The 914-nt window shown below is 67.8% G+C and carries 1 protein-coding gene; it reads right to left on the bottom strand.

Annotated elements, in window-relative coordinates; all coding sequences use genetic code 11:
- Window positions 1–914: isomerizing glutamine--fructose-6-phosphate transaminase (locus AC1RNP_RS19040; protein ID WP_493052864.1), on the bottom strand; the 914-nt coding region annotated here is incomplete at both ends.

Below are 914 nucleotides of genomic sequence, written 5' to 3'. Positions count from 1 at the left end.
ATGGCCTCGATCCAGTAGCGGGCCACCGAGCCGGCGTAGTAGCTGGTGCCGCAGGCCAGGATCTGCACGCCTTCCACATCTCCGAGCACAGTGTCCGCCCCCGCCCCGAACAGGCCCGCCGTGAAGGCATTGGCATCGATGATCGCCTCCAGCGTGTCGCCCACGGCACGCGGCTGCTCGTGGATCTCCTTCTGCATGAAGTGGCTGTACGGGCCCAACTCCAGCGAGGCCAGCGACACGTCGGACAAGTGCTCCTCGCGCTGCGCCGGACGGCCCTCGGTATCGAACACCCGCACCGATGTGCGCGTGATCTCGGCGGTATCGCCTTCCTCCAGGAACAGCACCCGGCGCGTGGCTTGGATGATCGCCGAGACGTCGGAGGCGACGAAGTTCTCGCCATCGCCCATGCCGACCAAGAGCGGGCAGCCCATGCGGGCACAGACCATGCGCTCCGGATCGCGCTTGCTGATCACGGCCAGGGCGTAGGCACCATCGAGTTCCTGCACCGCCCGCTGCAGGGCCACCAGCAGATCGCTGCCGTCCTGCAGGTAGTGGTGGATCAGGTGGGCGATGACCTCGGTGTCGGTCTGGGACTCGAAGGTGTAGCCCAGGCCGATCAGGCGTTCGCGCTGTTCCTCGTGGTTTTCGATGATGCCGTTGTGGACCAGGGCCAGTTCGCCATGGCTGATGTGGGGATGGGCATTGCCTTCGGTGACGCCGCCGTGGGTGGCCCAGCGGGTGTGGCCGATGCCCAGGCGCGCGGCGAAGCCTTCGGCGGTGGCGGCGGCCTCCATCTCGGCGACGCGGCCGGTGCGACGCACGCGGCGCACGTCGTCGGACTCGACGATGGCGATGCCGGCGGAGTCGTAACCGCGATACTCCAGGCGCTTGAGGCCTTCGATCAGGACGGGGAC

The organism is Luteimonas sp. GW821-FHT14E02, assembly GCF_058803905.1.
This window is presented reverse-complemented; position numbering and strand designations above follow the sequence as displayed.